At 67.2% G+C, this 26,507-nt stretch carries 22 protein-coding genes and 1 pseudogene; 7 read left to right on the top strand and 16 right to left on the bottom strand.

What is annotated here, in order from left to right:
* Position 1: 1 nt before the first annotated feature.
* The 4 genes from RCH14_RS13330 to RCH14_RS13315 all read right to left on the bottom strand — a co-directional run bounded on the left by RCH14_RS13330 (position 2) and on the right by RCH14_RS13315 (position 3,625).
* On the bottom strand, positions 2–1,204 hold the full coding sequence (locus RCH14_RS13330) for an MFS transporter (RefSeq protein ID WP_343026579.1): 1,203 nt from the start codon (positions 1,202–1,204) through the stop codon (positions 2–4).
* A gap of 220 nt (positions 1,205–1,424) precedes the next feature.
* Positions 1,425–2,474 carry an NAD(P)-dependent alcohol dehydrogenase gene (locus RCH14_RS13325; protein ID WP_343026578.1) on the bottom strand — a complete coding sequence of 350 codons (1,050 nt, stop codon included), beginning with the start codon at positions 2,472–2,474 and terminating at the stop codon, positions 1,425–1,427.
* 199 nt (positions 2,475–2,673) lie between these two features.
* Positions 2,674–3,375 carry a YjjG family noncanonical pyrimidine nucleotidase gene (locus RCH14_RS13320; protein ID WP_343026577.1) on the bottom strand — a complete coding sequence of 234 codons (702 nt, stop codon included), beginning with the start codon at positions 3,373–3,375 and terminating at the stop codon, positions 2,674–2,676.
* A 55-nt stretch (positions 3,376–3,430) separates the two neighbouring features.
* Positions 3,431–3,625 carry a hypothetical protein gene (locus RCH14_RS13315; protein ID WP_343026576.1) on the bottom strand — a complete coding sequence of 65 codons (195 nt, stop codon included), beginning with the start codon at positions 3,623–3,625 and terminating at the stop codon, positions 3,431–3,433.
* Between the two features lie 118 nt (positions 3,626–3,743).
* Between RCH14_RS13315 and RCH14_RS13310 the strand changes: the two genes are divergently transcribed.
* Positions 3,744–4,256: a hypothetical protein gene (locus RCH14_RS13310; protein WP_343026575.1), complete on the top strand. Its 513-nt coding sequence runs from the start codon at positions 3,744–3,746 to the stop codon at positions 4,254–4,256.
* Positions 4,257–4,408: 152 nt separating this feature from the next.
* On the opposite strand, the gene RCH14_RS13305 is transcribed toward RCH14_RS13310, so the two are convergent.
* From RCH14_RS13305 to RCH14_RS13280, 6 genes and pseudogenes are all read right to left on the bottom strand, one after another.
* Positions 4,409–7,222 (bottom strand): ATP-binding protein, encoded by a 2,814-nt coding sequence (locus RCH14_RS13305; protein WP_343026574.1) that lies wholly within the window; start codon positions 7,220–7,222, stop codon positions 4,409–4,411.
* An 8-nt stretch (positions 7,223–7,230) separates the two neighbouring features.
* Positions 7,231–7,956: a hypothetical protein gene (locus RCH14_RS13300; RefSeq protein WP_183553974.1), complete on the bottom strand. Its 726-nt coding sequence runs from the start codon at positions 7,954–7,956 to the stop codon at positions 7,231–7,233.
* Positions 7,953–9,332 carry a hypothetical protein gene (locus tag RCH14_RS13295; RefSeq protein WP_343026573.1) on the bottom strand — a complete coding sequence of 460 codons (1,380 nt, stop codon included), beginning with the start codon at positions 9,330–9,332 and terminating at the stop codon, positions 7,953–7,955. The genes RCH14_RS13300 and RCH14_RS13295 overlap by 4 nt, the downstream gene beginning before the upstream one ends.
* Positions 9,333–9,490: 158 nt before the next feature.
* Positions 9,491–10,237: a DUF3108 domain-containing protein gene (locus RCH14_RS13290; RefSeq protein ID WP_343026572.1), complete on the bottom strand. Its 747-nt coding sequence runs from the start codon at positions 10,235–10,237 to the stop codon at positions 9,491–9,493.
* 7 nt (positions 10,238–10,244) lie between these two features.
* Positions 10,245–11,384 (bottom strand): DUF3108 domain-containing protein, encoded by a 1,140-nt coding sequence (locus RCH14_RS13285; protein ID WP_343026571.1) that lies wholly within the window; start codon positions 11,382–11,384, stop codon positions 10,245–10,247.
* Between the two features lie 76 nt (positions 11,385–11,460).
* Positions 11,461–12,264, bottom strand: a pseudogene (locus RCH14_RS13280) (IclR family transcriptional regulator C-terminal domain-containing protein).
* A 175-nt stretch (positions 12,265–12,439) separates the two neighbouring features.
* Here RCH14_RS13280 and RCH14_RS13275 point away from each other — a divergent pair.
* The 6 genes from RCH14_RS13275 to RCH14_RS13250 all read left to right on the top strand — a co-directional run bounded on the left by RCH14_RS13275 (position 12,440) and on the right by RCH14_RS13250 (position 19,730).
* Positions 12,440–13,117 carry a 3-oxoacid CoA-transferase subunit A gene (locus tag RCH14_RS13275; RefSeq protein ID WP_343026570.1) on the top strand — a complete coding sequence of 226 codons (678 nt, stop codon included), beginning with the start codon at positions 12,440–12,442 and terminating at the stop codon, positions 13,115–13,117.
* A complete protein-coding gene (locus RCH14_RS13270) occupies positions 13,105–13,788 on the top strand; it encodes a 3-oxoacid CoA-transferase subunit B (RefSeq protein ID WP_343026569.1) in 684 nt (227 codons plus the stop codon). The genes RCH14_RS13275 and RCH14_RS13270 overlap by 13 nt, the downstream gene beginning before the upstream one ends.
* A gap of 88 nt (positions 13,789–13,876) precedes the next feature.
* A complete protein-coding gene (locus RCH14_RS13265) occupies positions 13,877–14,605 on the top strand; it encodes an SDR family oxidoreductase (RefSeq protein ID WP_343026568.1) in 729 nt (242 codons plus the stop codon).
* Positions 14,606–14,690: 85 nt separating this feature from the next.
* Complete coding sequence (locus tag RCH14_RS13260; RefSeq protein ID WP_343026567.1) at positions 14,691–15,689, top strand: tripartite tricarboxylate transporter substrate binding protein; 999 nt, start codon at positions 14,691–14,693, stop codon at positions 15,687–15,689.
* A 76-nt stretch (positions 15,690–15,765) separates the two neighbouring features.
* A complete protein-coding gene (locus RCH14_RS13255; protein ID WP_343026566.1) occupies positions 15,766–16,437 on the top strand; it encodes a PhaM family polyhydroxyalkanoate granule multifunctional regulatory protein in 672 nt (223 codons plus the stop codon).
* A 137-nt stretch (positions 16,438–16,574) separates the two neighbouring features.
* Positions 16,575–19,730, top strand: a complete 3,156-nt coding sequence (locus RCH14_RS13250; RefSeq protein ID WP_343026565.1) for a patatin-like phospholipase family protein — start codon at positions 16,575–16,577, stop codon at positions 19,728–19,730.
* Between the two features lie 5 nt (positions 19,731–19,735).
* Here the strand turns inward: RCH14_RS13250 and RCH14_RS13245 are convergent, their stop codons facing one another.
* From RCH14_RS13245 to RCH14_RS13220, 6 genes are all read right to left on the bottom strand, one after another.
* A complete protein-coding gene (locus tag RCH14_RS13245) occupies positions 19,736–21,565 on the bottom strand; it encodes a tetratricopeptide repeat protein (protein ID WP_343026564.1) in 1,830 nt (609 codons plus the stop codon).
* Positions 21,562–22,263 (bottom strand): HAMP domain-containing sensor histidine kinase, encoded by a 702-nt coding sequence (locus RCH14_RS13240; protein ID WP_343026563.1) that lies wholly within the window; start codon positions 22,261–22,263, stop codon positions 21,562–21,564. Before RCH14_RS13240 ends, RCH14_RS13245 begins: the two co-directional genes overlap by 4 nt.
* Before the next feature lie 116 nt (positions 22,264–22,379).
* A complete protein-coding gene (mnmC, locus tag RCH14_RS13235; RefSeq protein WP_343026562.1) occupies positions 22,380–24,074 on the bottom strand; it encodes an FAD-dependent 5-carboxymethylaminomethyl-2-thiouridine(34) oxidoreductase MnmC in 1,695 nt (564 codons plus the stop codon).
* Complete coding sequence (locus tag RCH14_RS13230) at positions 24,040–24,603, bottom strand: DNA-3-methyladenine glycosylase I (RefSeq protein ID WP_343026561.1); 564 nt, start codon at positions 24,601–24,603, stop codon at positions 24,040–24,042. The genes mnmC and RCH14_RS13230 overlap by 35 nt, the downstream gene beginning before the upstream one ends.
* Entirely contained in the window at positions 24,600–24,908 is a 309-nt protein-coding gene (locus tag RCH14_RS13225; protein WP_343026560.1) for an antitoxin Xre/MbcA/ParS toxin-binding domain-containing protein, read from the bottom strand. The genes RCH14_RS13230 and RCH14_RS13225 overlap by 4 nt, the downstream gene beginning before the upstream one ends.
* Positions 24,895–26,418 carry a PLP-dependent aminotransferase family protein gene (locus tag RCH14_RS13220; protein WP_343026559.1) on the bottom strand — a complete coding sequence of 508 codons (1,524 nt, stop codon included), beginning with the start codon at positions 26,416–26,418 and terminating at the stop codon, positions 24,895–24,897. The genes RCH14_RS13225 and RCH14_RS13220 overlap by 14 nt, the downstream gene beginning before the upstream one ends.
* Between the last annotated feature and the right edge of the window lie 89 nt (positions 26,419–26,507).

The following is a 26,507-nucleotide window of genomic DNA, read 5'->3' as shown; positions in this document are numbered from 1 at the left end:
ACTACACAGGCTGATCAACCCGGCCGGCGCGCGCGGCCAGCAGCGCAAGCAGGCTGGCCGCCACCAGCACGGCGGCGCTGAACCCAAAGGTGGCGCGGTGGCCCATGGCGTCGAACAGCAGGCCGCCGCCGGTGGCGCCGAGCATGATCGCCAGCTGCACCACCGCCACGATCAGGCCGCCGCCGGCTTCGGCATCGCGCGGCAGCGTGCGCGCCAGCCAGGTCCACCAGCCCACCGGCGCCGCCGTCGCCACCAGCCCCCAGATGGCCAGCAGCACCATCGTTGCCGCCACCGACTGGCCGACGATGAGCAGCCCCACCGCGATCGCCGCCATGATGAGCGGGATCGCGATCAGGACGGGGTACATGCGCGCCTTGAGCACGGAGCCGATCAGTGTCGTGCCGATGAACCCGGCCACGCCCAGGACCAGCAGCATCAGCGACAGCATCGACACATCGACCCGGGTGACCGTTTCGAGAAACGGCCGCAAATAGGTAAACAACGCAAACTGCCCCATGAAAAACAGGCTCGCCGCCGCCATGCCCAGGCAGACCGCGGGGCGCTTGAGCAATGTGAACATGCTGGCCGGCGCCTGCCGATGTTCCGGACGCAGCGCGGGAAGGCTGAACCAGAGCCAGGCTAGCGCCAGCATCGCCACCGGCACCAGGCAAAAGAAGGCGCCGCGCCAGCCGATCACGCCGCCCAGGTAACTGCCCACCGGCGCGGCAATCACCGTGGCCAGCGCATTGCCACCATTGAGGATGGCCAGCGCGCGCGGCACGTCGGCCGTGGGCACCAGGCGCATCGCGGTGGCCGCCGACATCGACCAGAAGCCACCAATGGCAACGCCGATCAGTGCGCGGCCCACCATGAACAGCGGATAGTTCGGCGCAAACGCGGCCACGGTGCCGGAGGCAATCATCAGGCCGGTCAGCGCCAGCAGCAGCGTCTTGCGGTCGAGCCGTCCCACGACGGATGTCAGGCACAAGCTGGTCAGCAGTGCGAACGCGCCGGAAATGGCAATCGACTGCCCGGCCTGGCCTTCGGTGATGCGCAGGTCGGCCGCCAATGGCGTGAGCAGGCTGACCGGCATGAATTCGGACGCGACCAGGGCAAAGGCGGCAAGCGACATCGCCAGCACGGCGCCCCATGCCGCGGGCCCGGCCGGCTTGCTGTCGCAAGCGACGGAAATGGTTGGATTCATTGGTTATGCAGGAGGGGGAAACAGCCTGCTGCGGGGCAGCAGGCGTAGGGTGGACGGGTACCCCGTCCACGCGTCAATGGTTGGCCGCAAGATCATCCGGCACGAACACGCCGCCGGTCACCGCGTGGACGGCGGAGCCGCCCACCCTACGTAAGCGGTCAGTTTCCACGTAGGGTGGACGGCCGCGAGATCATCCGGCACGAACACGACGCCGATCACCCTACGCGGCCAGCGTGGCGCTGTCGATCACGAAGCGGTACTTGACGTCACCCTTGAGCATGCGCTCGTAGGCGCCGTTGATCTCGTCGGCGCGGATCATTTCGATGTCGGACACGATGCCGTGTTCGGCGCAGAAGTCGAGCATCTCCTGGGTTTCCGGGATCCCGCCGATCATCGAACCGGCGATCGCGCGGCGCTTCATGATCAGGTTGAACACCTGCGGCGACGGGTGCGGCGAATCCGGCGCACCGACCAGCACCATGGTGCCGTCGCGCTTGAGGATCTGCAGGAACGCGTCCAGGTCGTGCGGCGCGGCCACCGTGTTGATGATCAGGTCCAGCGTCTTTGCCTGCGCCGCCATGGCGTCGGCATCCTTCGAGATCACGACTTCATCGGCGCCCAGCGCCAGCGCGTCGTCGCGCTTGGAGGCCGACGTCGTGAACGCCACCACATGCGCGCCCATGGCGTGGGCCAGCTTGATGCCCATGTGGCCCAGGCCACCAATGCCGACGATACCGACCTTCTTGCCAGGACCGGCATTCCAGTGGCGCAGCGGCGACCAGACAGTGATGCCGGCGCACAGCAGCGGCGCCACGGCGGCCAGCTGCTCTTGCGGGTGCGTCACGCGCAGCACGAAGCGCTCGTGCACGACGATCTGCTCGGAGTAGCCGCCCAGCGTGTGGCCCGGTGCATCCGGGGTTGGCCCGTTATAGGTGCCGACCATATTGTCGCAATAGTTTTCCAGGCCTTCGCCGCAATCGGCGCAGGCCTTGCACGAGTCGACCATGCAGCCGACACCGACCAGGTCACCGACCTTGTGCTGCGTGACGTGGTCGCCAACGGCCGAGACGCGGCCGACGATCTCGTGGCCCGGCACGCAGGGAAATTGCGAGCCGGCCCATTCGCCGCGCACGGTATGCAGGTCGGAGTGGCAGACGCCGCAGAAGTCGATCGCGATCTGCACGTCGTGCGCGCCAGGTGCGCGGCGCGTGATGTCCATCGATTCGAGGGCTTGGTCGGGCGCGTGGGCGCCGTAAGCTTTGACAGTCATGAAAATCCTTGTGGTGGTCTTGCCTGTTTACTTGAAATAGCGGGATGGCCGCAGGGTCGCAGGGTCACGCAAAGGCGCGGCGGCACTGGGAGAATCTACCAGCAATCACTATAGCCTTGCTGGGGCGCGAGAGTAAGGCTGATTCGCGCATGAGGCATATGACGCCATCTCATGAATACGCCGGCCAGCCAGGCACGATTCAGGCAAGGGCCAGGTGGCGCAATGCAGCGTCCACGCCGTGCAGGCTGTCGACTTCGCAGGTGGGAACGGCAAGCGATTCGTTCAGCAGGCGGCCCGGATTGAACCAGACACTGTCAATGCCGAAGCGGTTCGCGCCGAGGATGTCGGCGTCCAGGCGATCACCCACAATCACCGTATCAGGCTTGGCGAAGCTGCGCGCCATCTTGCTGGTGTACTCGAAGAACCGGCTGTCCGGTTTGGCGAAGCCGCAGGCCTCGGACGTCGCGACGAACGACAGCGACGGGGCCAGGCCCGAACTGGCGATGCGCCGGTGCTGGATCGCATGCGCGCCGTTGGTGATGATGCCCACTTCGCCGATGGCGGCCAGCGTCTCGCACAGCTGCACGGCGCCGTCGATCAGCACCACGGTATCGGCCAGCGCTTCGGCATACACATCGCTGGCAACATGCGGATCGAGGTCGATCGCATTGTCGGCGAAGGTCTTGCGAAAGCGTTCGATGCGCAGGAAGTCCTTCGACACGGCGCCCTGTTCAAAGAGGCGCCACAGCGCGACATTGGTCATCTGGTACTGCGCGAACAGGACGTCGAGGCCGTCACGCAGATCGAAGTGCGCCATCGTGCGCTGGAAGGAAGCTTGTTCGGAAGCCCGGAAATCGAGCAGGGTGTCGTCGAGGTCAAACAGGAAAAGTCGGTATTTCATTGCGTCCAACAGTAAGGCGGCAATGCTCCATGGTAGCACCCGCCGCCAACCTGCGTCAGCTGGGGTTCGGATCGGGCACCGGCTCGTCATCGTGCGGCAAATGGCCCGGCTGGTGATGCGGATGCGGATGCGGCGCTTCGAACGGATCCGGCATCGGATCGTCGACGGGCGCCGGATCCGGCGCGCGATGGGCGTGGATGGAAAACGGCGGCGCTGATGGCGCTGATGGCGCGGGTTGGCCTGCTTGCATGATGCGGTCCTCCTCGATTGGCTGATTGGCCCACCTTAGCATGCGCTCCTGCGGCGCGGCGCGCGCTGGCAGTGGGCTACAATGCGGTCTTTCCGCACACCGCCTGCTGACCGTCTCCATGGAACTTTCGATCACCACCCTGGCCCTGCTCGTCCTGACCCCGCTGCTGGTCTGGCGCATCTACGCGCGCATCAAGAAGCAGATGCTGCGCCAGCGCTCGATCTACCAGCGCCATTACACGGGCATCCTGGTATTCGGCGCGATGATCCTGGTGCCGGCGGCGCAGCTGCTGGCCAGTCCGTACAACCTGGCGGCGCTGCTGGTGGGCGCCGCCGGCGGCATCGGCTATGGCGTCTGGGGCCTGAAGCTGTCGCGCTTCGAGGCCACGCCCGACGGTTACTACTTCACCCCCAACGCCCGCCTGGGCCTGGTGATGGCGATGATCCTGGTGGCGCGCATCCTGTACATCGGCGTCGAGATCTACGCCAACCAGGGAAAGGGGCTGCCGACGCCCCAGCTGAGCGACAGCCCGCTGACCATGCTGTGCGTGGGCCTGACCAGTGGCTACTTCGCCTGCTATTCGGCCGGGCTGCTGCGCTGGCGCCGGCGGGCCAGGCGCGAGAATAGGTAGGGTGGACGGCTCCGCCGTCCACGCGGTGATGGTTAGCTGCGCCGTTCACGCGTCAGTTAAAACGGAGCCCCCCTTAAAAGAGGCCTGCTCCGCTCTCGTACCTGATGACCGTACCGCCAATTATCACCGCGTGCGCGGCGTAGCCGCACACCCTACGCTGCTTCCTTGCGGCGTTGCAGCACGAAAATTGGCTGCGCCCATTGCTGGTCCTTCTTCTTCTTGCTCGTGATGAGCGTCAGCTCCGACGGGTCGTAGACGTCCGTGTTGTGCGTCAGCGGGGTCGTCATCAGGTACTGGGCGTCGGTGTTCTTCAAAAACTCGCCGACCAGCTGGATATTACGGATATCCAGGTGAGCAAACGGTTCATCGATGAACACGAAGCCGCCCGAGCCTTCCTCGGACTTGAGCAGGCCAATCAGCAGCACCAGCGATTTCATGACCTGCTGGCCACCCGAGGCTTCACCGTCGTTCATCCCGATCTGGTCCTTGCCGTCGAACTTGAAGCGCACGTGCAGGCCCGCCTGCGACAGTTGCACGTCGTCGTTCTCGAGGCGCACCGGGTCGGCCTGCACGTCGATCCCGGCCAGGCCACCCAGTTCGCGGATGTTCTTGGTGTAGGTCTTGATCGTGTAGCGCAAGCGCTCGATGTAGGCGCCGCGCGCATTGCCGGTCGCTTCGATCGCGCGGTTGTTCTGGTAGCGGCGTTCTTCGGTCTCTGTCTGGCGGCTATCGAGCTGGTCGTGCAGGCGCGCGTACTGATCGATGACGGTCGCATCGAGCTCCCAGTCTTCGCGCGCCAGCGAGCCTTCGAGTGACCCCAGGCGCAGATTGACCTGGTGCGCGTTCTGGTGTTTGGCTACCAGCTCGCCCCGCCAGTTCGGGTTCTTCCACGCGCCCGGCACCGCGCGCCAGCTGCGGCGCAACTCCAGGAGTGCTTTGGCGTGCTCGGTGCGCTGGTCGATCTGACGGCGATGGTTCAGGCGCATGCCTGCTTCGGCTTCCGACAGCGCCATGCGCGCGTTCTGCCACACGGTGTCGGCGCGGGTGCGCGCGACGGTCGCGTTCTTGCTCAGCGTTTGCAGCTCGCCCAGGCGCGCGCCCACTTCCATCCGTTCTGCTTTGAGCGGCGCCAGTGCGCGCGCGGCTTCCTCGAATTCTTCCTGGCGGGCCGACAGTTCCTTGGCCGCGTCCACGCCAGCGATGCGCGCCTTCAGGCCGCCCACTTCGGCGGCCAGCTTCGAGATCGCCAGCGTCAGTGCATCTTCCTTCTGTTCCAGCGCCGGCAGCGATTTCTGGATCGCTTCCAGGCGCTGCGTCTTGCCTGCCGCACCAAAGCGATAACGCGATGCTTCGACGAACAGCGAGCGGCCACCGCGGCGTTCGCGGTGGTAGGCGTCCGGCGTGATCCATTCGTCCGAGCGGCTCTTGAAACCGTCGTCGACCGAATCGACGCGCACGATGCGTTCCAGCTGGTCGATCAGCCAGCCCGGCGCCTTGCCCGAAAAACTCACCACCGACAGCAGGCTATCGTCTTTCACGACCGGCGCGTTCACGCAATCGGGCACGATGAAGTGGCGATAACGTTCCTTCTCGGCCAGGCGGTAGGCGTTGGCAGCATCCGACGCTTTTTCGAGCAGCACGACCGAGGCGTAACCACCGAGCACACCTTCGACCGCGCCCTGCCATTTCGGGTCGGTCACTTCGACGATGTCCGACAGCATGGCGTGCGCGATGCCCTCGTCGCGCAGTGCGCGGCGCATCAGGCGCTGCGCTTCGGGCTCGGGCATCGCGCTCTTGCCCTGCAGCTGCGAGATCGTCGCCAGCTCGCCCGCGATCTTGGTCGACACGGCGTCGCGCGCGCTCTTCTGGCGCGCCAGCTCGGCTTCTTTTTCACCCAGCTGCTTGCCCACTTCGGCGATGTCCGCGCCCGCATCTGCCGACAGCTTCTGCAGGCGGTCGCGCTGCTCCAGCAGGCTTTCCAGCGGTTTCAAACGCGTGTTCACTTCGGTCAGGCGGCGGGCCAGTTCGCCGCCCTCCTGCTCGAGCTGCGTTTCCTGCTTCTGCGCTTCGGTCAGCGCGCGCTGCTGGCTGGCCAGCTGGCTGCGTTTCTCGGCCAGTTGACCGTCGGCCTGCACCAGGGGCTTCTTCGCTTCGCGCAGCGTGCGCGAGACCAGCAGCGCTTTTTCGCGCGCTTCGTGGTACTGCAGGGCCGGCAGTACTTCTTCGTGCAGCTCGCGCTTTTCCGCGTGCAGGTCGGACCACTGATGGTGATTCGCCACGCGCAGGCGCAAGCCTTCGAGGTTGGTGCGCGAGGCTTCCAGCTCGGCCTCGAAGCGTTTCAGCTCGGTCTCAGTATCGCGCTGATGGCGCTTGGCTTCGTCGTAGGCGTCCAGCACTTCCTTGTCGCCAAAGACCTGGAACACCAGGTCGAGCAACTGACGCGGCGCGTATTCGCACAGCTTGTCGGTCTCGCCCTGCTCGAGCGCCAGCACTTTCGACATCGCCGGCGACAGCCCGGCCGAGGCCAGGCGCTTGCGGTAGTTTTCCACGCCCAGCCAGTCGGTCGCTTCGGTCACTTCCTCGATTTCGACGTTACCGGGGCGCATCAGGTACTGGCGCTTCCAGTCGCCGCCGTTCTTCTGCACCTGGCAAAAGAGCGTCACTTCATCGTCGGCGAAAAAGCCCGAATGACGAAACGGCCGGTTCGACAACTGGCGCCCCACCGGCTTGTTGTCGACGACGGCGCGCAGCCAGGCGCTTTGCTGGCCCGAGTGGCGCGCATAGTGTTTATACGTGCGACCCATCGAGCAATCGAGCCCGAACAGCGTGCGCATCGCGTCGAGCAGCGTGGTCTTGCCCGAGCCGTTCTGGCCGGCGATCGTGATGATCTTGGCATCGAGCGGGATGTTCTTGATCCGCTGCCAGTAATCCCAGTGGACCAGTTCGAGTGATTTAATGTGGAACATCGGCTATCTCAATTCGGGGTGTCAGGGACATCAAGGGCGCCGTCGGGCGCCAGGGCATCGTTGGCGGCGTCGGCGTCGACCGGCGCCACGCGGCGTGGCGCTGCGGCCAGCGGGGCGCGCTTGAAGACTTCGGACAGCGCGCCGTTGATGATGCGTTCCTTGAGCACGTCGGTGTCCATCATCAGGTCGAGCAGCGGGCCTTCCAGAATCACGTCGCCGCGGCGCTCGATGAAGCCCAGTTTCGACAGCACGCCCAGGTTCATATCCATGCGCGTCTTCTTGCCCAGCTTGTCGCCGAAGTCCGACAGCAGCGCCGTGTACGAAATGCCGATCGACGTGTCTTCGGCGCGCGGGATCGACAACTCTTTCTCGAACATGTCATTCTGGTCGTCGTCGATCGTCGTGTGGGTTTCCTGGCGCTCGCGCTTGGGCAGGATGATCTGCGCCCACAGCACGACCAGTAGCGCGACGCCATCGCGCGTGAGGCCGAAGTTGTTGTTCTGCCAGATGTCCTTGGCACCGAAGATCTTCGGCTCGACGTTGCGGTGCAGGGCCACGGTGACGTGGTCGGCGTAGACGTTATCGAGCAGCTTCAGGCCCGATTCGAGCAGGCGCTTGTCGACTTCGGCGCGGAACTGGTCGTCCGACAGCGCGCGCTTGACCATCTTGTCGTCGCGGCGCAGGGTCTGGTGCGTCAGCAGGCGCGCGATCAGGATTTGTGCATCGTCATTCATGGGGCAGGCTGTCCATCAGGAGTGGAATCGGCATTCAGTGAAAGGGTCGCGACCGACATGGCCGCCACTTCCGGGTCGTTCAGCTGGACCATCTCGTCGAGCGAAACGAACGTGAGCGGCAGGCGCGCCAGTTCGGCGGTCGCGCCCTGCAGGCTCGCTTCGGACGCGTCGCCCAAGAGCGGCAGCAGTGAGGCGCGGTACGACGCCAGCGCGAACGTGGCCGGCAGCAGCGACTCGTGCAGTTGCACCTGGCGCGGGCCGACGCTGGAAAATTCAGGGAAGTTGCCCAGGTTGGCGAAGTCGGCCAGCTTGTTGATCCAGTCGTTCAATTCGAGCTGCATGGCCGGATTGTCGTTGATCGTCAGCGGCGCATCCTGGCCGCTCGGCAGACCCTTGGGACCGGTCGAGATGATGCGCTCGGCCAGCAGTTCGGTTTCGGCCACGTCGATCATCTCGGCCGGGGTGCCAAACAGCGGCGTCACCGGCCGGTCGATCGCGCCGGCGGCCAGGCTCGCCAGGTCGTCGTGCGCCAGCAACCAGCGTTTCACGTCGGTGGTCGACAAGCCCGACTGGCCCAGATGCACGCGCTGGCGTTCGATCTGGTTCAGCGCGCGCGAGAACATGCCCTGCATGTTCAGCAGTGCACTCTGGGCGCGGCCAATTGCCTGCGCGGCGCGGTGCGTGGCGGCGTCGGCCCGTTCGTCGGACGTGATGGCGCGCAGGATGACCGAGCCCTTCTCGACCCAGTCGCAGGCCATGTGCCACTTGGCCTGCGAGGTGCGCAGGCGAAATTCGGAGCCGGACGCGATCGCGTCGCGAAATTCCTCGGTCAGTTCGACCAGGCGCCCCAGCAGGTGTTTCAGTTGGTCGACCGTGACGCCGCCCACGGCCTGGGCGCCGGCCACCTGCGACAGCAAAAAGCCCATCTCGGCTTCGTCGCCTTCGGGTTTGCCCAGCGCCAGCAGGGTTTCCAGCGCCGAGAGCACGTTGCGCGCCAGCGGCGTGATGCGGTAGACAGCGGCCGGGGCATCCCAGGCCAGCAGGCCGTGGCCACGCAGGCGGTTGAGCACCGTTTCCAGGCTTTCTGGAACGAGATAGGCCAGCTTCTGGTTGATGTCGGCGCGCGAGAAGGCCGACGTGGACGCATCGCCGGCCAGTTCGCGCAGGACGAGCAGACGCACCAGCACGCCATCTTGCGAACCGTGGAACAGGGCCGTGAAGGCCGACAGCATTGGCTGGGCACGCTTGAGGTGGAAGACTTGCTCGATTTCGTCGGGCGCAACGCCATCCTGGAAGTGCACCTGCAGCGGATCAAGTTCCTGCGCTGTCGTCGAGGCGTCGGCAGCGTGCGCCGCGCCGGCTTGGGGGTCGATCATCGTGTTAATAACCAGTCTCGTGCGCGGCCGAGGCGGGTCTGCATTGCATTTGTTACCACAGACCCGGCCAGCTTCGCGGGGGCGTCAGTATAACAGTTAAGACTGGGCAATTCCGGAATGGCTGCCCGCCGGGGCAGCCTCTGCAATGCTGCAACAGCTCACGACTTGGTCACGCTCTTGAGCGTCTGCTCGATGGTTTCCTTGTCGCCTTCGGTGAAGCGGATCTTGACCGGATAGAATTCGTGCGCCGGCGCCAGCCAGACGTCCACGCTCTGGTCGCGACTGCCTTTCATGGCTGCGCGCGTGACCAGAATCGCATCCACCTCGCCCAGGCCGGTTTTGACTTTTTCGTTGCGCACGACCTTGAAGGTCCAGGTCTCGGCGCTGCTGCGCCCCGCGACGAAGAACGGCCACTCGGAGCCGGGCTTGAACTTGTCGCCGGCGGCGCGCGCCACGGCGGCCAGTTGCCAGGTCACCGACACACGGTCCTGCTCCCCGCCCTTGAGCGGATAGGTCTTGTCGCCTTCCGAGAACCGCATTGATTTGGCGGCGCGGTCGAACGTGATCGAGGTCGGATCCTTGCGCATGCGTTTTTCGGAGAACTCGGTCGGCGCCAGGCCATAGGCATCGATGACGCCCTGGCTGCGGTTTTCGAGCAGCGTGCCCAGGATCGCCACGCGTGATTCGAAGCGCACATCGTACTTGCCGTCGCCGGCGCGCCAGCTGACGGTGGCGTCGCCTTTCAGGGCCAGGCCTTTCTGGCGCGCGGCCAGGTCGTAGGCCAGGTCGGCCGATGGCGGCAATTCGAACGCGCGCTTGACGGCCTGATGGGCGGGCTGGGCGGACGCGCCACCCAGTGCGAAGGTCAGCGCCAGGGCTGCACCGATGTGTCGAATGTTGTTCATAGGCATATCAAGATCCTGAATGGTCCAAGGCGATATTATTCACTGTTTGCGTGGTTACTGCTCCGTTGGGCTCGGTGTTGCGAATCCGCACCGGATACCAGCCATGCGCGGGGGCCAGCCAGATGTCCAGGCGTGACTTGTACGAGCCCGGCTGCGGCGGACGCGTCAGATGCCAGGTTTGCAATGTGCCGAGCTTGGTATCGATCTCTTCCTGCCCCACCACCGTGAAGCGGTAGATCGCCGCGTCGCGGTCTTCGCCGACAAAAATATCGATGGCGCCAGTCAGCTGCTTCGCATCGCCGCGCGCGATCGCCGTCAGTTGCAGCGGGATGCTGGCCTTGTCCTGGGCGCCAGGTGGCAGCCCGTACATCGCTTCAGATGCCGAAAACGTGATCAGGCCCTTGCCCCAGTTGAAATGAGTAGCCGTCATGGCGCGGCCGCGCCGCTTTTCGGTCATCGTGATTGGCGCGAAGCCCGTCTCTGCCACCGCGCCCTTGCTCTCGAGGGCCACCAGATTGACGCGCGCGAACACGACGCGGATGCCGGCTTCGACCTGGATGCGGTAGCTGTCCGCGTTCAGTTGCCAGGCCAGCAGCGCCTCGCCCGACCATGTGGTGCCATCGGCGTCGGTGCGCGCGACATCGAGCATGATCTTCGCGGGCGGCGGCATGTCGACGACATAGCGGCGCGCTTCCGGTACTGCCGGCGGCGGCGGTGCAGCCGCTGCCGCCGGGGACGCTGGCGACACCTGCGGAGCCGGCGCGACGGGTGTGGGCTCGGCCACCGGCGCGGCCGGTGCAGCCGGTGCGGCGCCGGTACCATCCGCGGCAGGCGCCGCATCGGTGACCGGCGTGATGTCGCCGGGAAGGTCACGCACCGCGATCTCCACCGGCACCGGCGGCATGCGGGGCAATGGTGGCGGGCTGGCCTCGGGCACCGGCAGCGGTTCGGGCGCCGGCACCGGTGCGGTGGCCACGGGCAGCAGTTGCGCCACCAGCGTCATTGGCGCGCCAGCGGACGTGACCGCCCGCGGCAGGACCGGGCTGACATGCTGCAGCTCGGTCAGAACGATCCAGTGCAGCAGCACGACCAGCGCCACTGTCAGCAGCCGGCGGCGACGGGGAAGGAAAATCGGTGCGGATGACATGACGCTAGTGTAGCGTGGGCGCCGGCATGGACCGGCACGCGTGCCCAAGCCGATGCCAATGGGGCATGCGTCCGGATCAAGGCAACAGGATCGACAGCTCTTGCGCGCTCACGCGCAGGACCGGCAGGAATTCTTCTTCCATCTTGCGCCGCTACACCCGCGCCGCATGCGCCCCGATGTTCAGCGCGGCCAGCACATTGCCCGAGGCGCCGCGCACCGGCACCGCGATCGAGCGCAGGCCGACCTCCAGCTCTTCTTCGACCAGCACGTAACCGGCGTCGCGCACGTCCGCCAGGATGGTCCTGAGCCGCTCGGGATTGACCACCGTGCGCCCGGTCATGGCCTTGAGCGGCACGCGCGCCAGGTAGTCGTCCAGCTCTGGCGCCGGCAGGTGCGCCAGCAGCATGCGTCCCAGCGCCGTGCAGTACGCTGGCAGGCGGCTGCCGGTCGTGAGCGACACCGACATGATGCGCGAGGCCGCCGAGCGTCCCACATACAGTACTTCGTCGTCCTGCAGCACAGCGAGCGAGCAAGATTCGTTCAGGCTGCGGCTGACCTGGTTCAGGTAAGGATGGGCCGAGACCGTGAGCGGCGTCGACGACAGGTACGAGTAACCCAGCGACAGCACCTTCGGCTTGAGCGAGAACTGGTTGCCGTCCACACTGGCATAGCCCAGCGCGATCAGCGTGTGCAGGCAGCGCCGCACCGAGGCGCGCGGGATCGCCGTGCGGTGGCTGATCTGGGCAATCGTCAGGCTGCGGCGCTGGTCGCTGAAGGCCTGCAGCACCGCCAGGCCACGCGCCAGCGACAGCATGAAATTGGGGTCGCTGGCGGCAGTGTCGGGTGCGGCTGGCTCGGCTGGCTCGTGTGGCGTGTTCATGGTGCTCCTTGGCAATGAGGTAATAAACCGTTCGGCAATCGAACACATTCCATCGAGGCGGCTTGCGCCATGGGCCGGCACGCTCCTACACTCGATTCACCTGTTCAGTGATCAGACATTAGTGCGATTATCGAACAGCGTCAATGCGCGTCTTGCGCTGGAAAGGATCTGCACCATGATCGACAAGATTTCATCCTCGCTGGATGCGGCGGTGGCCGATATCCCGGATGGCGCGACCATCCTGATCGGGGGTTTCGGCACCGCCGGCATGCCGGGGGCCCTGATCGACGCGCTGATCGCACAAGGGGCACGCGACCTCGTCATCGTCAACAACAATGCCGGCAACGGCGACACCGGCCTGGCGGCACTGCTCAAGGCGCGCCGCGTGCGCAAGATCATCTGCTCGTTCCCGCGCCAGGCCGACTCGCACGTGTTCGACGCGCTGTACCGGGCCGGCGAGATCGAGCTCGAACTGACACCACAGGGTAATCTGGCCGAGCGCATCCGCGCCGCCGGCGCCGGCATCGGCGGTTTCTTTTCGCCCACCGGCTACGGCACCGATCTCGCAGCCGGCAAGGAAACGCGCCTCATCGACGGGCGCCATTATGTGTTCGAGTCACCGATCCACGCCGACTTTGCGCTGATCAAGGCCTTCCACGGCGACCGCTGGGGCAACCTGGTGTACCGCAAGACCTCGCGCAACTTCGGTCCGATCATGGCGATGGCTGCGCGCTGCACGATTGCCCAGGTCACCCGCGTGGTCGAACTGGGCGAACTCGATCCGGAAGCCATCGTCACGCCCGGCATCTTCGTCCAGCGTGTCGTACTGGGAGAACCCGCATGCAACGTTTGAGCCGTGACCAGATCGCCGCGCGCGTCGCGCGTGACATTCCCGAAGGTGCTTACGTGAACCTGGGGATCGGCCTGCCGACGCTGGTGGGTGCGCACCTGCCCCCGGGCCGCGAGATCTTCCTGCACAGCGAGAACGGCCTGCTCGGCATGGGCCCGCCACCCGCCCCCGGCGACGAAGACGAAGACCTGATCAATGCCGGCAAGCAGCCGGTGACACTGCTGGCCGGCGGCAGTTACTTTCACCACGCCGATTCGTTCGCGATGATGCGCGGCGGGCACCTCGACATCTGCGTACTCGGCGCATTCCAGGTGTCCGTCCGCGGCGACCTGGCCAACTGGCATACCGGGGCGCCGGACGCGATTCCGGCCGTCGGCGGCGCGATGGACCTGGCCATCGGCGCCAAGCGCGTGTTCGTGATGATGGAACACCAGACGCGTGACGGTGCCAGCAAGATCGTCGAGCGCTGCACCTATCCGCTCACCAGCCTGGCGTGCGTGAGCCGCATCTACACCGACCTGGCCGTGCTCGATGTAACGCCCGACGGCCTGGCAGTGCGTGACATCGTCGATGGCCTGTCGTTCGCCGAACTCGAACGCCTGACCGGGCTGACCTTGACGGATGCGACACAGGCGCGCGCCGACGGCCTCCCGCCAATCACCCAACGCGTCTGACCACAAAGGAGAAGCCCGCCCTACCCTGGTTCGTCAAGCAGCCGGCCCCGACGCCAGGCGCTTTCCTATAAAAATACAAGGAGACAATATGCATCGACAAGACGTGACCCTGGTCACCGGCGGCAGCGCCGGCATTGGCCGGGCCATCTGCGAAACGCTGATCGCAGAAGGCCGCACGGTCGTCAATCTCGACTACCGCCAACCCGACTGGCGGCATGACCAGCTCGTGTCGTTCCAGGCCGACCTGACGCAGCCGGTTGAAACCCGCGCCATCGCGCAGCAGATCGCCGCTGCCTACAGCGTAACGGCGCTGGTCAACAATGCGGGCGCCACCCGCCCCGGCACCATCGACACGGCCACGATGGACGATCTCGACCATGTCGTGAACCTGCATCTGAAGGCCACCATCCTGCTTGTGCAGGCCTTCCTGCCCGCGCTGCGCGCATCGGGACACGGCCGCATCGTCAACATCGCCTCGCGCGCTGCGCTGGGCAAGGCCGAGCGCATCGTGTACGCCGCCACCAAGGCCGGCCTGATTGGCCTGACGCGCACGCTGGCGCTCGAACTGGGCGGCGACGGCATCACCGTCAATGCCGTGGCGCCGGGGCCGATCGCGACCGAGCTTTTCCACAACAGCAATCCCGAAGGCGCGCCAGAGACCCGGCGCATCATCGACAGCATCGTGGTGGGCCGCCTGGGAACGCCGGCCGACGTGGCGCGCGCCGCCGCCTTTTTCCTGTCGCCCGACAACGGGTTCGTCACCGGCCAGGTGCTGTACGTGTGTGGCGGCACCACGCTGGGCGTGGCTCCGGTCTGATTCGATCTGCAACAAGGCCAGGCTGCCGTCCACGCGCGTGCCCGGTCCATTTCGCCGCATCCGTTGTCCTTATTGGAGACACATCATGTCACGTACCTTCCTGTCGACCCGCCGTACCTTCACCCTCGCCGCCGCGTCGGCCCTCGGCCTGCTGGCCCTGACGCCGCTGGCGGCGCAGGCGCAAGCCTTCCCCACCAAGGCCATCACGATCATCGTCCCGTTCTCGGCCGGCGGCACGACCGACATCCTGGCGCGTGTTCTGGGGCAATTCATGAGCAAGGACCTTGGCCAGCCGGTCATCATCGACAACCGCGCTGGCGCGGGCGGCAATATCGGCACCCAGCTCGTGGCGCGCGCCGCGCCCGACGGCCACACCATCCTCATGGGCACGGTCGGCACCCACGCCATCAACCAGAGCCTGTATCCAAAACTGGCGTTCGACCCGATCAAGGACTTCGCCCCGCTCACGCGCGTGGCGCTGGTGCCGAACCTGCTGGTAGCCAATCCGGCGCAGCCGTTCAAGACTGTCAAGGAACTGATCGCCTATGCCAAGGCCAATCCCGGCAAGGTCACGTTCGGCTCGTCGGGCAGCGGCACGTCGATTCACCTGTCCGGCGAATTGTTCAATCAGATGGCCGGGGTCGACATCCAGCACGTGGCCTACAAGGGCAGCGCGCCTGCCGTCAATGATTTGCTGGGCAACCATATCGCGATCATGTTCGACAATATGCCGTCGGCCATCAGCCACGTGAAGGCCGGCAAGCTGCGTCCGCTGGCAGTCACCACGCCGCAACGTTCGCCGGCGCTGCCCGACGTGCCGACGATCGCCGAAGCCGGCGTGCCTGGCTACGAAGCGACATCGTGGTTCGGCCTGCTGGCGCCGGCCGGCACGCCCGCGCCGGTCGTGGCAAAGCTGAATACCGCGATCCTCAAGGCGCTGGCTGATCCGGACGTCAAGAAAAAACTGCTGGAGCAAGGCGCCGAGCCAGCCGGCGAGACGCCGGCGCAGTTCGCCGCCTTCATCGCCAGCGAGACGGTCAAGTGGGGCAAGATCGTCAAGCAGTCCGGCGCGACAGCGCAGTAAGATGCCGCGGTGCGCGGGGCGTGGTCTGCCCCGCCGTTATCTGCTACGCTAGCCCCACCAACTCAGGAGACGCCACATGCTCAAGCCGCCCATGCCAGGAATGACCGACACCCTCGAATTCGTCAAGAACCTGTGGGGCGGCATGCATATCCCCGGCACCATGCCGGGCACCATGCCGGGCATGCCGCCGCTGCCCGGCGCGGGCATGTCGGTGGAAGACCTCGACAAGAAGATCGCCGACCTGAAGGCGGTCGAGGCCTGGCTCACGCTCAATCAGAACATGCTGCACGGTACGATCCAGGCCCTTGAAATCCAGCGCGGCACGCTGGCCACGCTCAAGGCGATGGGCGACAGCATGGCCCAGGCCATGGGCCAGACGAAGGTCGGCGAATCGTCGGTCGCGCCGTTCGCGCAGTTCTTCGCACAGATGGCGCAAACGGCCACGCCGCCTGCTGCGGCCCACACGCCGGCCACGCCGTCGCCACCGCCACCGCCCCCACCACCGCCCGCAGCGCCCGACAGCGCGCAGGCCGCACCTGATGCCGCGAGCGCCGCCATGCCGGCCGCCGTGGCGTGGTGGAACCTGTTGCAGGACCAGTTCCGCCACGCCGTGGCCAGCACCATGCCGGCCGAGGGCGCGGCCGCCGCCGATGCCGCCGACCCGGCCGCCACCGCGCCCGAGACGCCATCGGACGAACCCGCCGCGCGTACCCGACGCAACAGCCGCAGCAAGACCGACAAGACCTGACCCCAGCCGCTGCGGTGCTGCCAGGGTGGCCCGACGCCTCCCATTGACGGTGCTGGTAGCGCACGTGCATAAACCGTGCTGAACTGATCTGGCGGCCGCCCTTCGCGGCCCCGCCTGTCGTCCAGCCGGAGCGCGCCATGCTACCCAGTGACCTGTCCCACCTGAGCCCATCGCAGGTCGACGACCTGCGCCGCAAGCTGGCCGCCGCCGGCTGCCATCCGCCCCCCAATGCCGGCACCATCAGCGAACTGCACGATGCGTTCGCGCTGCTGCGCCGCCGTCATGGACTGGTCCCGGCCGGCACCATCGATGCCGACACCCTGCGCTGCCTGGACATCGACGCCGGCCTGCTGTTTGGCGAAGTGCTGCGCGACGAACTCGATCTGCTGCGTCCCGCCAGCAGCGAGGCACTCGACGCTGGCGGGACGCCCGACCGTACACGCCTGTGCGCGCGCGCTCACGACGGCATGCTCGCCGGCCTGGCCCTGTCCGGCGGCGGCGTGCGCAGCGCCACGTTCGGCCTGGGCGCCCTGCAGGCGCTGGCGCGCCACCGCTTGCTGGGCCAGCTCGATTACCTGTCCACCGTGTCCGGCGGCGGCTTCGTCGGCGGCTGGCTGGCGCGCTGCCTGCACGCGCATGGCAACGACATCCACGAGGTCGAAGCCCTGCTGGCGCCGCCGGCCGGCAGGGGCGAAGCGCCCGAGCTGCGTTTCCTGCGCCAGTACAGCAACTACCTCTCGCCGCAGGGCGGCATGTTCAGCGCCGACACCTGGACCCTGCTCGGCATCTACGTGCGCAACACGGGCCTGAACCTGACCATGCTGGTGACCTGGCTGTGCGCCCTGCTGCTGTTGCCGCGCTTTGCCGTCTGGGGCGTGCACAGGGTCGTGGCGCCGGGCGGGCCATGGGCGCGCCTGGGTGACGCCGCCTGGATCGCGGGCGTGCTGCTGTTCCTGTGCGCCGTCTTCTGCATTGCGCTGTCGATTTCCAGCGAGCCAGCGAGCTCGCGCGGCCGGCGCCGCTTTCCACTGTCGCAGGGCGCCGTCCTGTGGTGCATCAACCTGCCGCTGCTGCTGGCGGGCTTTCTCGGCAGTCTCGCGCTGTGGCGCCACGGCGGTGCGACGCCGGCGACGCTGCTGCCGCCGCAACTGGCCGGGCGGCCGTACTGGCTGCTCGCGCCGGGCGTGGTCTACTTCATCGTCTGGGCCTGCGGCTGGTACCTGGCGCACGACCGGGCCAGCCCCTACCGGCGCGCCGGCTATACCGTCTGCGGCGCCGGCGCCCTGGCGGTGCTGCTGGTCATGCTCGACGCCGCGCGCACGTTTGCACCGGCGATGCTGGCGTGGCTGCCGGACGGCGGCGCGCAGCTGTCATGGTGGTTGTGCGGCGGCGTGGCGCTGCTGCTGCTCGGTGCGTTCTGGCTGAGCATGTACACGCGCCTGCGGGCCCACCCGCCGCTGCGCGAGCTGACGCGCGCGGTGCTGGGCGAAGGCCTGTCGCACTTCGCCTGCGCGATGGGCGCGCTCACGCTGGGTACCGTGCTGCTGCTGTGCGCGCTGGCGCTGCTACCGGCGCCAGGCGCGCATCCGCTGGTCAACAACGCGATCGCGCTGGCCACCTTCGGCATGCCGTCGATGATGGCGCTGTTTGCCATCACGATGAACCTGATGATCGGCCTGATCGGCCGCCAGTACAGCGATGCGAGCCGAGAATGGTGGAGCCGCCAGGGCGCCTGGAGCGCCATCTTCGCGCTCGGCTGGCTGGCCGCCTATGGCGTGTGTTTCTTCCTTGCGCCGCTGCTGCAGTGGGCCTGGCTCACCTATGCGCCGTGGTCCAACCTGGCCACGCTCTTTGGCTGGCTGGCGATGACCGCCTTCGGCCTGAAGGCCGGGAGCGGCGGCGCCACGGGCGCCCGGGCCGCGCGCGACCCCAAGCTCGAACTGGTGGCGCGGGTGGCGCCGTATGTGTTTACCGTCGGGATCTTCGCGCTGCTCGGCAGCCTGGTGCAGCTGACGGTGGCGCGCCCGCACCTGGACTGCCCGGGCGCGACGCTCGCGTGCGTGTTCCAGGCGCACGCGAGCGCCACGCTGGCGACCCAAGGCAGCACGCTGCTGGTGGCCTTTGCCGGCTTTCTCGGGGCCGCGCTGGTGCTCGGCTGGCGCGTCGACATCAACAAGTTTTCGCTGTACATGCTGTACCGGAACCGCGTCGTGCGCGCCTGGTTCGGCGCCGCCCACCGCGCGCGCCGGCCGCACCCGTTTACCGGGTTCGATCCCAACGACGACATGCTGCTCGCCGAGCTGAAAAACGCACGCCCGTACCCGATCATCAACACGGCGCTGAACCTGGTGGATGGCGAAGAACTGGCATGGCAGACGCGCCGTACCGCGGCCTTTGCGTTCACGCCGCGCTGGTGCGGCTATGAGCAAGCGGGCCCCGGCGGCGCCGGTTGCTATCGCCCCACTGCCGCCTACGCCGCGCATGCCGGCGTCGGCCTGGACGACGACGCCGGCGTGCGCCTCGGGATGGCGGTGGCGCTGTCGGGCGCTGCGGCCAGTCCGCACATCGGCGCGCATTGGTCGGCGCCGCTGAATTTTTTGATGACGATGTTCAATGTGCGCCTGGGGCGCTGGTGCCCGAACCCGGCGCGCCCGAGCTGGACCAGTTCATCGCCGCCCATTGGCCTGTTCAGCCTGTTGGCCGAGCTGTTTGGCCAGCTCGATGCCGATGCCGGCTACGTGCACCTGAGCGATGGCGGCCACTTCGACAACCTGGGCATCTACGAACTGGTGCGGCGCCGCTGCCGCCTGGTGATCGCGGTGGACGTGGGCAGCGACCGCGAACACGCCTTCGAAGACCTGGGCAACGCGATCCGGCGCTGCGCCACCGACCTGCACGTGCGGATCGACCTGGATGTGTCGCGCCTTGCCATCGCGCCGGAGACCGGTTTGTGCAGCGCCAGCTGCGCCGCCGGCAGCATCCGCTACAGCCAGACCGACCGCGCTGCCGACGATGGCGTCATCCTGTATTTCAAGCCGGCCATCGTCGGCACCGAAAACGCCGACCTGCTCAACTACCGCAAGCAGCATCCCGACTATCCGCACGAGAGCCTGGCCGACGGCTGGTTCGACGAGGCGCGCTTCGAGAGCTACCGCGCGCTGGGCGAACACGTGCTCGGGGGCGCGCTGGCCGATGCGGTGCAGGCAACAGCGCAGGCCGATGGCCGTTGCGATCTTGAAAAGCTGTGCGCGGCGCTGCTGCGCAAGCACGGGCCGGCGCGTCCCGGCGTGTGAGCGCGCTACGAGAAGCGGTTGCTGTGCGTCGGCCTGGGTACCGGCGCGGATTCGGGTGGCGCTGCTTCGGCTGGCGTGTCGGCCGCTTCTTCCTTCTGCTCGGTCGCATCCACTGGCGAAGGCATCGCCGCCGGATCGGCTTTCGGCTGCAAGCCGCGCAACTGCTCCATCAACTGCGCGAAGCGCTGCTGCCCCGGCTGCAGCTTGTCGACATGTTCGAGCACCATGCGTGCCTCGACGTCGAGTTCCTCGTCATAGCCTTCCTGCTGCATGTGCGAGATCGAAATCTGCACGGCGTTGAACAGTACCCGCACATTGTCCGGCACCCGTTCGCGCGCCATGCGCATCCACTTGACGGCGTCGGGCAGCTTGCCGCTCTTCCACAGCACGACACCCTGGTTCATCAGGTCCACCGCTTCCTTGCGCGCGGCGCGGATGATGGCTGCGCCCTCTTCGCTCAGGCGCGCCTTGTCGAAGATGGCCTGAATCTCGTCCTGCAGCAGACTGTTGTCATGGTTGTTGCGCACCACGTGGGCCAGCACTTCGCCCGGCGTTTCCTTCACGCCCACTGCAAACAGCAGGGTCGCCATCTCGATGCAGATCGCCGTACCGGGGCGCTTGGGGTCAAGCTCCAGCATCGCCTCGAGCTCATCGCCGGCGCGGCGCGCGTTGCGGTAGTCGCCGCTTTCGTGATGGATCAGGCCTTCGGTGATCTTGGCGCGCAGCGCCATGTCGTCGTAGTCGCCGCCGAAGTCGCGCTGGGCCAGTTGCAGCAGTTGCAGCGCATCCTTGGTATTGTTTTTCAGGCCGCACACGCGCGCCAGGCCAAGGTAGGCGTCGGGCGTCTTGCGGATCGAGTATTCGCCGATCACCAGGCACTTGCGAAACGCCTTTTCGGCCAGCGCGACGTTGCCCAGCTTGAGCGCGGCCTGGCCCAGGTTGCGCTGGCGCGGCACCGAGTTGGGCGAGAGCTTGGCCCCGCGTTCCAGGATCGCAGCAGCTTCGTCGTGCTGCCCCAGGCCCTGGTAGGCCTGCGCCAGCTGGTCGTAGGCGTCGATGTAGTGGCGGTTCTCGGCGATCACGGTCTGGAACATCTGGCGCGCCTGCTCGAAATCGCCATCCGCCAGGCGAATCTTGCCCAGGCCCGCACGGGCCCAGTGGTATTCGCGCTGGCCCAGCACCTGTTCGTAGACGGCGCGCGCCAGCGCCGGCTGGCCGCTGCGCTCGAGCATGCGCGCCTTCATGCGCAGCAGCTCGATCACGTGCGTGCGGTTGGCGGCGATCTGCTCGTCACACAGGGTCGCGGCGCGCAGGTAATCCTTTTCCATGAAAGCCTGGTCAATCAGCCGGAAAATCTGCTTGCGACGCCATACGCGGTTCAGGCGCGAGAGCAGCACGCCTTCGGTGATCGGCTTGACCAGGTAGGCGTCGGGCTGGTGCTCGGCGGCACCCATCACCGATTCGACGCTCTTTTCGGCCGACACCATCACGAACACGCTCGATGGCAGCAGCAACTGGCGGATGCGCGCTTCTTCCAGCACCTGCTGGCCGTTCTTGCCTTCGCCCAGGTTGTAATCGCACAGCACGACGTCGTAGCGCGTCTTGGTCAACAGGCTCATGGCTTCGCCGCCGCTCGAGGCCTGGTCGATATTGCGCGCGCCCAGGCTGCGCAGGCTTTCGCGCAGCAATTGGCGGATCCCGGCGAAGTCGTCGACGATCAGGTAATGCTTGCCGGCCCAGTCGATCTGTTCGAGGACCTTGGGCAGCGCGGGCGCCGCCGACGTGGGCGTGGGCGTAGGTACGATGGACGCGGTGGCAGCGGTGGGCACGATCATGGCAGCGTCAGGATGAAGCAGCCGCCGCCCAGCTGGCCGCCATTTTCGAGCCGCACGGCGCCATGGCGCCCGCGATGGTGGTGCATGCGCGCCACCTCGCTCGAAAAGTACAGGCCCAGGCCCGCGCTGTTGGTGGCGAAATTGACACCGATGTCGCCGCTCTCGGGCGTGCCTGCTGCCAGCAAGGCCGGCGGAAAACCCGCGCCATTGTCTTCGACGCGGATCTCGAATTGACCATCGACCTCGCGCGCGGCCAGCAGGATGCGGTCGCGCGTGTAGTGCAGTGCGTTGTTGACCGCATGCGAGACGACGCCGACGATCAGGTCTTCGTCGACGTGGGCAATCAGGTCGGGATCGACATCCAGTTCGAGCCGGATGCCGCGCGATTCGAGCAGCACGCGCGAGAGCGCCACCACCTGCTCGACGACTTGCCCGGCTTCGAGCGGCTGCGCATCGAACGGGTAGCCGGGCTTGCCGACCTGCTTGTAGAGCGCGAGGAGTTGCATCAGGTTGTCGTTCAGGCGGCGCGTCTGGTACAGCATCTGCCCCATCTGGCCATACGCTTTCTCGGTCTCGGGCGTGGCGCCGTCGAGCAGCCGCTCGAGCGTGCCGGACAGCACGCTGATCGAGTTCTTCATGTCGTGCGCGGTCACTGCGAGAAACAGGAACAGCTCGGGCGAATGTGGTGCATCTTCCATCGCGGACAAGCCTCCTTCGGCGGTTGATAATTGCTAGCGGTAAATTATACCGGCTCGACCCGCACAGTCTGGACGCGATTGCCCGGGATGAGCGCACATTTGCGGTAACGCAACAACTACAGCTCGCTCCCGCTGCTGGCCGGCTGCCGGGCGCCGCGCCGCGCGCGCAATACGAAGCGGGCCGGATCGAGCGCATCGACGAGCGTCATTTCCAGCGGCAACGGCTCGCCTTCCAGCTGGGCCGCCAACAACTCGGCCGCCAACGGTGCCCAGATCAGGCCACGCGACGCATAACCCAAGAGGCCGTACAGCGCCGCATGACGCGGCACGTCGCGCAGACGCTCGGTACTGCCGGCGGCGGCGACGTCGGGCAGGCGGCCCACGAGCGGCAGGCGGTCCGGCGCCACGCAGCGAAAGCCCACGCGCCCCGCCAGTGGCGCATCGGCGGCCGCAAGCGGATCGGACACCAGCGCGCGCAGGCGCGTCACGTTTTCCAGCTGGCTGCTGGCGCGCAGCGCGGGATCGGCATCCAGGTCATAGGTCGCGCCGGCGCACAGCACGCCCTGCGCGGACGGCGTCAGGTAGGCTTCACGGCACAGCACCAGCGGCACCTGCGGGGCCGCGCCCGGCGGCAGGTGCGTGACCTGACCACGCAAGGCCTGCAGCGGCAGATCCGCGGTGAGCGCCATGCGGCGTGCGCCGGCGCCGCTGGCCAGGACCGCCGTCGGCGCCGTGGCCAGCACCGCGCCATCGGGCGAGCGCGCCAGCCAGGTGTCTCCTTCCCGCTCCAGCGTCACGTCACCCGCGCCGAAACACCGCGTCAGGCGCGCACCGCACGACGCCAGCAGCGCCTCGCACACGCTGCCCGGGCGCGCCCAGCCGCCTTGCGGGAACAACCAGCCGCCATCCGGGGCCGGCAAGCCAAGCAATGCCTCGGCATCAAGCGACTCGAGCCAGCGCGCGAAGTCCGGCGGCACGGCGCCGTCGCGCGCGATGGCGCGCGAGACCGCTGCGTGATCGGCATCCCGCGCCAGTTGCAGCACGCCGCAGGCGGCGCCGTCAAAGGCCTGGCCGACGCCGCCCAGCTGATCCCACAAGCGCAATGCGTACAGGTAGGCGGCGCGCGTGAGGCGGGTGGGCACGTTATCGTCGCGCGAAAGCAGCGGCATGAAGATCCCGGCCAGGTTGCCCGACGCTTCCAGCGCCACATCGAGGTGCCGCTCGATCAGCGTGACCTGCCAGCCGCGCGCGCAAAGGCGCGCTGCCAGCGCGCAACCGGCCAGACCCGCCCCCAACACCAGCGCGTGCCGGGCGGGTTCCGGCGTGACGGGCAGGCGCGGTTTGCGGCTGGCGAAGACCGCATCGTGATCGCTCTCGAACACGAAGCCTTGCGCCGCCAGGGCTGTTCTCTGCTCGTCATCCAGGCCGCGTGCGTTCAGGCGCGCGCCAAGGGCCGTCAAGCGCGCCAGTGGCCGGGCAAAGGCGCTGCCGACGGCGTCGTGCAGCCGAATACAATCCAGGTGGGCATTGAGTTCAGCCAGCGCGCTTTCGAGCGGCGCCGCCAGCAAATCCAGGGTGACGCCAACCTCGGGCTGCGGGATGCGGTGAAAGCCCGGCTGCAGATCCGGCGCCAGCGCCACGATGTGCAAGTGCTGCGGACGCTGCGGATCGGCGCGCCAGGCTGCGATCAGCGCGGCAACGCGCGCGCCATCGCCATGGTCGCTGTCGAAGACGGTGTAGCGCGTGCGGCCGCGCCAGTGGTCCTCTACCGGCATGTCAGCGCCGCGTGCGACAGATGCAGTCGCGGTCATGGTCGTCCACCATGCCGATGCCCTGCATATAGGCATAGACGATGGTCGAGCCGACGAACTTGAAACCGCGCTTGCCCAGGTCTTTCGACAGCCGGTCGGACAGGTCGGTGCGCGCCGGGCGGGCGCCGGACGGCCAGTCGTTGACGATCGGCGCGCCGTCGACAAAACCCCACAGGTAGGCGTCGAGCGTCAGGCCCTGCTCACGCATGGCCAGGTAGGCGCGCGCATTGGTGATCGCTGCCGCCACCTTGAGGCGGTTGCGCACGATGCCGGGATTGGCCAGCAGCTCGGCCTTCTTGGCATCGTCGTAGGCTGCAATCTTGTGCGCATCCCAGCCATCGAAGGCGGCGCGGTACGTGTCGCGCTTGTTCAGGATGGTCTCCCACGACAGGCCGGCCTGCGCGCCTTCGAGATTGAGCATCTCGAACAGCGTGGTTTCATCGTGGCACGGCACGCCCCACTCGTTGTCGTGGTAGGCGATATAGCGCGGGTTGGCCATATTGGCCCACGAGCAGCGGGTGATGGTCATCGTTTGGCGCCGCGCGGCGGCGTCTCGCGCAGGCAGGCCAGCACCTCATCGACGCGGCCGGCGGCGACCAGCTGCGCAGGCGTGCTGTCGCCAAGCCCGGGCTGGGGCGTGGTCATCCAGCTGTCGGCGGCGTCAACGCTGCCGAGCACCTGGCGTACCTCGTGCATGACTGCATAATGCGTCTGCGCCTTGCGCGAATGGTCCTGGAAGCGGGCCTGCAAGGCGGTGATGCTGTCGGGAGAAAGACGTTCGGGATCGGTCATGGTGGTGGTCTCGGTGGCGTTGGGCGCATCATACCTTGCCACGGCGCGCGCCTGCCGGCCAGTGCGCCTCGATCACCTTGGCCAGCGCCGCCACGCCGCGCCGGATATCAGCCGGCGGCACTGCCGAAAAACCCAGCAGCAGTCCCGGCGCCACCGCGCAGTCCGGCGTGGCGGCGGGGTTCGCGTAATACCCGAGCGGGCGCAGTTCGATGCCGGCATCAAGGGCCGCCTGCGCCACCCGGGCCTCGAGCGGCATGCGGCCACGCTCGTCAGGCCGGAAGTGCGTGCACAAGTCCAGCCCGGCATCGGCCGGACCACAGTGCAAGCGTTCGCCAAGCAGGTCGGCCAGCGCCGCCATCAGCGCCGCGCGTCGCTCGGCATACGCGTCGCGCGTGCGCCGGATGTGGCGCATGAAGTGCCCTTCGCCGATGAAGTCGGCCAGCACCGCCTGCGGCAGGATCGCGCCCTGGCGGTCGATCAGCGCTTTCGCGCGCGCCAGCGGTTCGGCCAGCGCCGGCGGCGCAACCACGTAGCCGAGCCGCAGCGCCGGGAACAGCACCTTCGAGAACGTACCCACGTAAATGACGCAGCCGGCGCGGTCGAGGCTTTGCAGCGATGCCAGCGGCGGGCCGGTGTAGCGGTACTCGCTGTCGTAATCGTCTTCGATGACCCAGGCGCGGTTGGCCGTGGCCCAGCGCAGCAGTTCGAGCCGGCGCGCGAGGCTCATCGTCACGCCCAGCGGCAGCTGGTGCGACGGGGTGGCAAACACCATGCGCGCGTCCGGATAATGCAGCGCGCCATAGGCCACATCCATCCCTTCGTCGGTCACCGGCACCGTGCACAGGCGCGCCCCGGCCACCTGCATCGGCGCGCTGGCGCCTTGGTAGCCGGGTGACTCGAGCCAGACACCATCGCCCGGCGCCAGCAGCAGTTGCGACAGCAGGTACAAGGCCTGCTGCGAACCGGACGTGATCACGATCTGCGCCGGCTCGCACACCACGCCGCGCGAGGCGCGCAGGTAAGCGCAAAGCAGTTCGCGCAGTGGTGCGTAGCCGTTGGCCATGCCATAGCCAAGGTAAGGATCGGCACGATGCGCGCGCCGTAACTGGCGCGCTTCGAGCTTGCGCCACAGGTCGAACGGAAACAGGTCCAGACCCGGCATGCTGGGACGGAAAGCGCGCGGCGCACCATCATCCAGCGGCGTTCGGCCCATGGCAGTGGCCATGGCCACGCCGCGCGGCGGCAGTGCCCGCAGCAGGCCCGCCGTCTGGCGCGGACGGCGCGCCAGCGGCAGGGCGGCGTCGACAAACGTGCCCTGCCCCACGCCGCCACGTAAGTAACCCTCTGCAGTCAATTGGTCATAGGCCGCCAGCACCGTCTGGCGCGACACGCCCAGCACGGCGCACAGCGTGCGCGTGGCCGGCAGGCGTGCGCCGGGCACCAGCGCACCTTGCAGAATGGCGTGCTTGAGCCGTGCGTACAACTGGCGAAACAGCGGGATCTCGCTACGCCGTTCGAGCGGCGTGGCGGCGATCAGGTCATGAACATGCATGCTGGGCAATCTCAAATTGGTACGCCCATCTTTACCGTAATTGGCTATTTTGGAAAGCCAATTTATAGCTCACGATGCAGGCTCACTCT

This window comes from Massilia sp. MP_M2, from assembly GCF_039123635.1.
Taxonomy (GTDB): domain Bacteria; phylum Pseudomonadota; class Gammaproteobacteria; order Burkholderiales; family Burkholderiaceae_D; genus Telluria.
The sequence above is the reverse complement of the archived record's forward strand: the minus strand, read 5'-3'. Positions and strand labels throughout refer to the sequence as shown.

What these genes read in the sequence shown, in the direction of transcription:
- RCH14_RS13245 (WP_343026564.1), bottom strand. Translation starts at nt 21,565, where the DNA reads ATGATCGTGCCCACCGCTGCCACCGCGTCCATCGTACCTACGCCCACG.
- RCH14_RS13315 (WP_343026576.1), bottom strand. Translation starts at nt 3,625, where the DNA reads ATGCAAGCAGGCCAACCCGCGCCATCAGCGCCATCAGCGCCGCCGTTT.
- RCH14_RS13270 (WP_343026569.1), top strand. Translation starts at nt 13,105, where the DNA reads ATGCAACGTTTGAGCCGTGACCAGATCGCCGCGCGCGTCGCGCGTGAC.
- RCH14_RS13230 (WP_343026561.1), bottom strand. Translation starts at nt 24,603, where the DNA reads ATGACCATCACCCGCTGCTCGTGGGCCAATATGGCCAACCCGCGCTAT.
- mnmC (WP_343026562.1), bottom strand. Translation starts at nt 24,074, where the DNA reads ATGACCGCGACTGCATCTGTCGCACGCGGCGCTGACATGCCGGTAGAG.
- RCH14_RS13290 (WP_343026572.1), bottom strand. Translation starts at nt 10,237, where the DNA reads ATGAACAACATTCGACACATCGGTGCAGCCCTGGCGCTGACCTTCGCA.
- RCH14_RS13330 (WP_343026579.1), bottom strand. Translation starts at nt 1,204, where the DNA reads ATGAATCCAACCATTTCCGTCGCTTGCGACAGCAAGCCGGCCGGGCCC.
- RCH14_RS13305 (WP_343026574.1), bottom strand. Translation starts at nt 7,222, where the DNA reads ATGTTCCACATTAAATCACTCGAACTGGTCCACTGGGATTACTGGCAG.
- RCH14_RS13320 (WP_343026577.1), bottom strand. Translation starts at nt 3,375, where the DNA reads ATGAAATACCGACTTTTCCTGTTTGACCTCGACGACACCCTGCTCGAT.
- RCH14_RS13325 (WP_343026578.1), bottom strand. Translation starts at nt 2,474, where the DNA reads ATGACTGTCAAAGCTTACGGCGCCCACGCGCCCGACCAAGCCCTCGAA.
- RCH14_RS13260 (WP_343026567.1), top strand. Translation starts at nt 14,691, where the DNA reads ATGTCACGTACCTTCCTGTCGACCCGCCGTACCTTCACCCTCGCCGCC.
- RCH14_RS13275 (WP_343026570.1), top strand. Translation starts at nt 12,440, where the DNA reads ATGATCGACAAGATTTCATCCTCGCTGGATGCGGCGGTGGCCGATATC.
- RCH14_RS13300 (WP_183553974.1), bottom strand. Translation starts at nt 7,956, where the DNA reads ATGAATGACGATGCACAAATCCTGATCGCGCGCCTGCTGACGCACCAG.
- RCH14_RS13295 (WP_343026573.1), bottom strand. Translation starts at nt 9,332, where the DNA reads ATGATCGACCCCCAAGCCGGCGCGGCGCACGCTGCCGACGCCTCGACG.
- RCH14_RS13220 (WP_343026559.1), bottom strand. Translation starts at nt 26,418, where the DNA reads ATGCATGTTCATGACCTGATCGCCGCCACGCCGCTCGAACGGCGTAGC.
- RCH14_RS13285 (WP_343026571.1), bottom strand. Translation starts at nt 11,384, where the DNA reads ATGTCATCCGCACCGATTTTCCTTCCCCGTCGCCGCCGGCTGCTGACA.
- RCH14_RS13240 (WP_343026563.1), bottom strand. Translation starts at nt 22,263, where the DNA reads ATGGAAGATGCACCACATTCGCCCGAGCTGTTCCTGTTTCTCGCAGTG.
- RCH14_RS13310 (WP_343026575.1), top strand. Translation starts at nt 3,744, where the DNA reads ATGGAACTTTCGATCACCACCCTGGCCCTGCTCGTCCTGACCCCGCTG.
- RCH14_RS13265 (WP_343026568.1), top strand. Translation starts at nt 13,877, where the DNA reads ATGCATCGACAAGACGTGACCCTGGTCACCGGCGGCAGCGCCGGCATT.
- RCH14_RS13250 (WP_343026565.1), top strand. Translation starts at nt 16,575, where the DNA reads ATGCTACCCAGTGACCTGTCCCACCTGAGCCCATCGCAGGTCGACGAC.
- RCH14_RS13255 (WP_343026566.1), top strand. Translation starts at nt 15,766, where the DNA reads ATGCTCAAGCCGCCCATGCCAGGAATGACCGACACCCTCGAATTCGTC.